The sequence below is a fragment of the Levilactobacillus koreensis JCM 16448 genome, assembly GCF_001435525.1.
Classification (GTDB): Bacteria; Bacillota; Bacilli; order Lactobacillales; family Lactobacillaceae; genus Levilactobacillus; species Levilactobacillus koreensis.
The window spans coordinates 1-5,537 of sequence record NZ_AZDP01000045.1 but is presented as its reverse complement, the minus strand read 5'-3'; the positions used below and the strand labels follow the sequence as shown (position 1 = coordinate 5,537).

Genomic DNA, 5,537 nt, shown 5'->3' with positions numbered 1-5,537 from the left:
GGTGGTTTTTTGTTTCGCACGCTTTAGCGTGCTCAACTGGGCCTAAAGGCACTAATGATATGAAGCGACAGGTCGCTCACCCCGACGCCGACAAGGGAGCTGGTATCCAACAATTAAATATCAGTAACCTCCAATACGTTGTCCACGCGGAGGCCGCCGTGGAATGCGCATTACTTGATTTGTACGGTAAATTCGTCAATCTTCCAATGTGCGATGTCATCGGTTCCGGCCGTCAACGTGATGCCGTAGAAATGCTAGGCTACCTCTTCTATATTGGGGACTACACCAAAACGGACTTGCCGTACATTCAAAATGACGATAATTCCGATGCTTGGGGAAAGCTGCGGCGGAAACCAACACTGACCGTCGACGGTATCGTCGAACAGGCCAAAGCCATGAAAGAACGTTATGGGTTCCGTTGTTTCAAGCTCAAGGGTGGAGTCCTAGATGGCGCTGAAGAAATGAAGGCGGTTAAGGCCTTACACGAAGCCTTCCCTGATGCTCGAATTAACCTAGATCCAAACGGCGCTTGGACGCTCGACGAAGCTGTTAAACTTACCAAGGAATATGGCGATGCCTTAACCTACGCCGAAGACCCATGTGGGCCAGAAAATGGTTTCTCTGGACGTGAAGTACTCAGTTTCTATCAAAACGCGACACACAAACCGGTGGCCACTAACATGATTGCCACCGACTGGAAACAGCTCTATCCAACCCTTCTCATGAAGTCCGTCGACATTGTCCTAGCCGACCCTCATTTCTGGGGAATTGAAGGTAGTCTGCGAGTCGCTAGCATCTTAAATGACTGGGGATTAACCTGGGGATCTCACTCCAACAACCACTTTGACATTACGTTAGCATTGTACGCACAAGTCGCCGCAGCCGCTCCTGGCGATATCACACCAATTGATACCCACTTTGTTTGGCAAGATGGCCAACAATTATGCGATAACGCCTTGAACATTAGAAACGGCGAAATTGCTATTCCAAAACGTCCTGGTTTAGGTATCGATATCAACGATGCCAAGTTAGCCGCTGCTCACGAACTCTACGAAAAGCTGAGTTTCCATGGTCGCGACGACGCTAAGGCTATGCAGTATTTGATTCCAGACTGGACTTTCGACCCAAAAACACCAACATTATTGCACTAAAGCTCAATATCAAGAACGTCTCAACTACCCGCTGTGGTTGGGACGTTTTTTTATTTTCCGTCGTCATCTAATCCATTTGGAAGAACGTTATAACTATCTGAGTAGCTTCATCAATCTATTCGACTAGTTATGCCACTTGTGCAAAATCTAGTAATCTTAAGGTATCTAATGACTAATTATCCTACCGTAAAAATCGGCAAGTAAGACCGACTCATCGGTAATCATAACGTCAGACACTATTCCAACTTCTGTCAGATTGGTTGAGTGAAAATAACCTCCAACTTATCATTGCATTCCCTACTTTCACAATTTCATCACATTTTTTTCGTTAAAATATCGAACTTTGTTAACATAACTAATTTATACAAAGTGTATATTGTAGCTGTTACATACTTTTGGGGCGTACTGGGACTTAGGAACCAGTGCCCCCTTTTTTACTATTTTTTGAAGGAGATGGCTCATTTGCAATTCAAACACCCCCGGTTGGTTACGCTTGCCGTAGCCTCCCTGGCAATTCTGACGGTTGGCCTCGCTGGTTGTTCATCGAGTAACGCGTCATCCTCAAGTTACAAGATCAAGAACAACAAGGTCGCGCTAAGCACCGCCCAGATCAAGAAAAATCTGGACACCAAGATCATCACGACGCGGCAAGACGCTCAGAAGAGTTTGACAGCAACCTACAAATCTGCTGCACAAAACGACAACTACACCCTGAGCGAGCCATACGTCAAAATCAACCCGTACAAGTCCTCTCCGCTATCCGCGCTGGTTATCTTCAAGACCAGTGACGCAGTGAAGATCACCTACACCGTCGTCGGCAAAACCGACAAAACGTCCATTACCAACACGGTCAACGGCGGCTACACCAAGACGCACCAAGTTCCCGTCGTTGGCCTGTACGCCGACTACAGCAACCAGGTGAAGATCACCGCCACCACTAAGGACGGCAAGACGACCACACAGACACTGACCATGAAGACCAGCGCCCTGCCAAAATACATCAAGGACGCCACCATCACCACTAAAAACGTTAAGAAGTCCCAGATGGATATCGGCAAAAATAAATTGACCATCGTCAACCGAACCACGAAACAACCATTTGCCATTGACGCAGACGGTGCCGCTCGGTGGTATGACACGAACTATTCTCAACACACCATCGAACAATGGTCGAACGGTCACATCATGATTCTTTCAAAGAAAAATGTTGACTCCGATGTTTATAACGATTTAATTGAAACCGACTACCTGGGCCGCGTCTACAAGGAATACGGCTTTGCTAACAAGACCAGTAGTACCGATGGTGGGGTCGAAACGACCGTTATCCATCATGACCTGGTCGAACTTCCCAACCACAACCTGTTAGCGACCGTTTCCGACGGTTCAAAGTACAAGGAAGACACGTTGATCGAAGTTTCTCACAAGACCGGAAAAATCGTGAAGGTCATCGACATGAAGAAGATTCTGCCGAAGTCTATGTGGGACAAGTACGAAAAGGGGTCCGATGGTAAGGTCGACTGGCTACACAACAACGCCGTGGACTACGACAAGAACGACAACTCCATCGTCCTCTCCAACCGGAATCAGGATTTAACGTTGAAATTAGATTACAAAACCAACCACATCAAATGGCTCTACAGTGGCAAGAAGAAGTCTAGTTGGCCTAAGGTTTACCGTAAGTACGTGTTGACACCCACTAAGGGCACCATCACGACCGGTGGACAACACGGCCTATACCTCCTGAACAACGGCGGCAAGAATTCCGCTAATAGCGAAGATTTCATTCTTTACGACAACAACATCAACGTCACCAACGGCGATAAGACTACCTCTGGTAAGTACTCACAGGCCGTCAAGTACCACGTTGATGCCAAGAATATGACAATCAAATCAACTTGGTCCTACGGGAAAACCTTAGGTAAGGCCAACTTCACCAGCGTTATCGGTTACGCCGAACAACAGAGCAACGGTAATGTCCTGATCGACTTTGGCTTCAAGGCCGGTGGGCAACAGAGTAACATCATCGAAGTGACCAAGAGCGGCGAGCAGGTCTTCAACGCGACCATGAAGAACGCCGCGGCCAAAGCCTACGCTTACCGGGCATACCGGGTGCCGTTCTATTCATCTAGCTACGTCTTTGACGCAACGAAATAAGAGATATTAACCGCCGCTTCACCTGTGGTTGCCAAGACTTCGCCTGCTATGAGGCCTAAGAATGGGCCTTAGTTGGCAACACCCTGGCCTCATCCGACTTCGTTACGTTCACGACTGGACTGTAGTTTCTCGTTGAGCACGCAGCTACATCACACTTAACCCTATAAGACCGTAGTCACGGGGTCCAACTCTTCTTTCTGAGCTGGACTCCATTTTTTTGTCTCGATTGGTAAGCGCTACCATTTTCAGGTAAACTAGACTCAGTAGGTTGACGTTTTAACTACAAATTAGCTGGTTCATCGACTAATAAAACGTTGACCCAACCCATTCCAGAGGAGTGTTTGACATGAAAAAAATTATTTTAGACTGCGATCCCGGCCACGACGACGCCATTGCGTTGATGCTGGCACTGGCCAACCCCGAAATTGATCTGCTCGCGGTGACTACCTCGGCCGGCAACCAGACCCCGGAGAAGACGCTGAACAATGCCATGCGCCTGCTAACGCTGATGCACCACCAAGAGATTCCTGTCGCCGGTGGGAACCGGACACCACTGCTCAAACCGCTTGAAACGGCTGGCAACGTTCATGGTAAGTCTGGTCTCGACGGCGCCGAACTCCCCGACCCTGATTTTGCCGTACAGGACATGACTGCCATCGAGCTCATCGCCAAGACGCTACGCGAAAGCATCGATCCCGTCACGCTGGTCGTCACCGGCCCCATGACCAATGCCGCCCTTTTTCTGCGTGTCTATCCCGAGCTCAAGGCCAAGATCGACCGCATCGTCTACATGGGCGGTGCTATGGGGCTAGGCAACTGGACACCATCGGTCGAATTCAACATCTACGTCGACCCCGAGGCCGCCAAAATCGTGATGAACGCTGGCATTCCGCTGACGATGGCCCCATTGAACGTGACCCACAAGGCCCAGATTCTGAAGCCAGAGATCGAAGCCATCGGTCAAATCGATAATCCCGTCGCCCACGCCTTCTATGGCCTACTGAACTTCTTTGAGCTGTACCATGAAAATCCCAAATGGGGCTTCCAAGGCGCACCACTCCACGATCCTTGTACAATCGCCTGGCTTCTGCACCCCGAAATGTTCAAGAGCGACCTGATGAACGTTGACGTGGAAACGCAGGGTGAACTGGTTCGTGGCGAAACCGTCTGCGACTATTACGAACTCACCGGCAAACCGAAGAATACTGATGTCCTCCTCGATATCGACCGGCCAGCCTTTATTCAACTGATCATGGATTCTTTAAAGACATTTAATTAACGCTAGAAACTGCGTCACCACTACGGTTAACCCCGCTCAGTGGTGACGCTTTTTTAGTCACATGCTTCCCCACAATATAAACTACGCTATACTGAATGGACAAAATATGTCGCCGAGGTGAACAAGATTGAGACAGCAAGCTTATCCCGCCCACGAACAACTTTTGTTCGGTAGTGGACTAACTATGGTGGCCGGTGCCCTAGACGCCTACTCCTATCTGGAACACGGTGAAGTCTTTGCCGGCTTACAAACGGGGAACCTGATTCTCTTGGGAATCAACTTAGGAAAATTACAAGTGGCCGTCGTCGGTCGCTACTTAACGGCAATGATTGCCTTTATGGTGGGGACCATGCTCATTCGTGGTCTTCAACATTTTCTAGAAAAGAAACGCGGCAATCTGCAGGCCACAGTCCTTTGGATTGAACTGGTCCTATTGGTCTGCGTGGCCATCACGACCAACATCCTACCCGACATTGCCATTACAGCGCTCCTATCCCTAACGGCTGCCGCAGAACTTCAGGGTTTTCGTAAATTAAAAGGGACCCCCTTCACGCCACTCATGATGACCGGAAATTTCCGGACAATCGCCGAATCCCTCTTTGATGGCGTTCGCTACCGTGATCAGGCCGCCCGCACCAAGGCGACCGATACTTTGACCGTCATGGGTAGCTTCGCGTTGGGGGCCGCTATCGTGGGCCTATTATCTAAAACGTTACGAGGCTTTACCGTCGTGATTCCAATGATCATTCTAGTCGCATTGATTGTTTGGCTTCGTCAGCAAACCCAACAGCGACGGTGGAAGCACTGAGCAAGGATTGATAACTTATTCTAGAAGAAGGGTCTGAGACAAAATCGTCTCAGACCCTTCTTGTGCTCCGATTATACATAGTCAAAACGTGCGATCGAGTAGGAGGTAGCCGATTATTTCGGCTACCGACCTCTCACACCACCGT

4 protein-coding genes are annotated in these 5,537 nt (G+C 49.1%); all 4 read left to right on the top strand.

The genetic code is table 11. From position 1 onward, the window contains the following. The coding region (locus tag FC99_RS03635; protein WP_056986465.1) for an enolase C-terminal domain-like protein at nt 1-1,151 on the top strand (1,151 nt) is incomplete at its 5' end. Nucleotides 1,152-1,604: 453 nt separating this feature from the next. Then, nucleotides 1,605-3,305: an aryl-sulfate sulfotransferase gene (locus FC99_RS03630; RefSeq protein WP_156166902.1), complete on the top strand. Its 1,701-nt coding sequence runs from the start codon at nt 1,605-1,607 to the stop codon at nt 3,303-3,305. 346 nt (nt 3,306-3,651) lie between these two features. Then, nucleotides 3,652-4,584 (top strand): pyrimidine-specific ribonucleoside hydrolase RihA, encoded by a 933-nt coding sequence (gene rihA, locus FC99_RS03625; RefSeq protein ID WP_048733152.1) that lies wholly within the window; start codon nt 3,652-3,654, stop codon nt 4,582-4,584. 127 nt (nt 4,585-4,711) lie between these two features. Next, nucleotides 4,712-5,392 carry a YoaK family protein gene (locus FC99_RS03620; protein WP_048733153.1) on the top strand — a complete coding sequence of 227 codons (681 nt, stop codon included), beginning with the start codon at nt 4,712-4,714 and terminating at the stop codon, nt 5,390-5,392. Nucleotides 5,393-5,537: the final 145 nt, after the last annotated feature.

Bases quoted from the DNA above. Each gene is read 5' to 3' on its own strand.
- FC99_RS03630 (WP_156166902.1), top strand. From the start codon at position 1,605: ATGGCTCATTTGCAATTCAAACACCCCCGGTTGGTTACGCTTGCCGTA.
- rihA (WP_048733152.1), top strand. From the start codon at position 3,652: ATGAAAAAAATTATTTTAGACTGCGATCCCGGCCACGACGACGCCATT.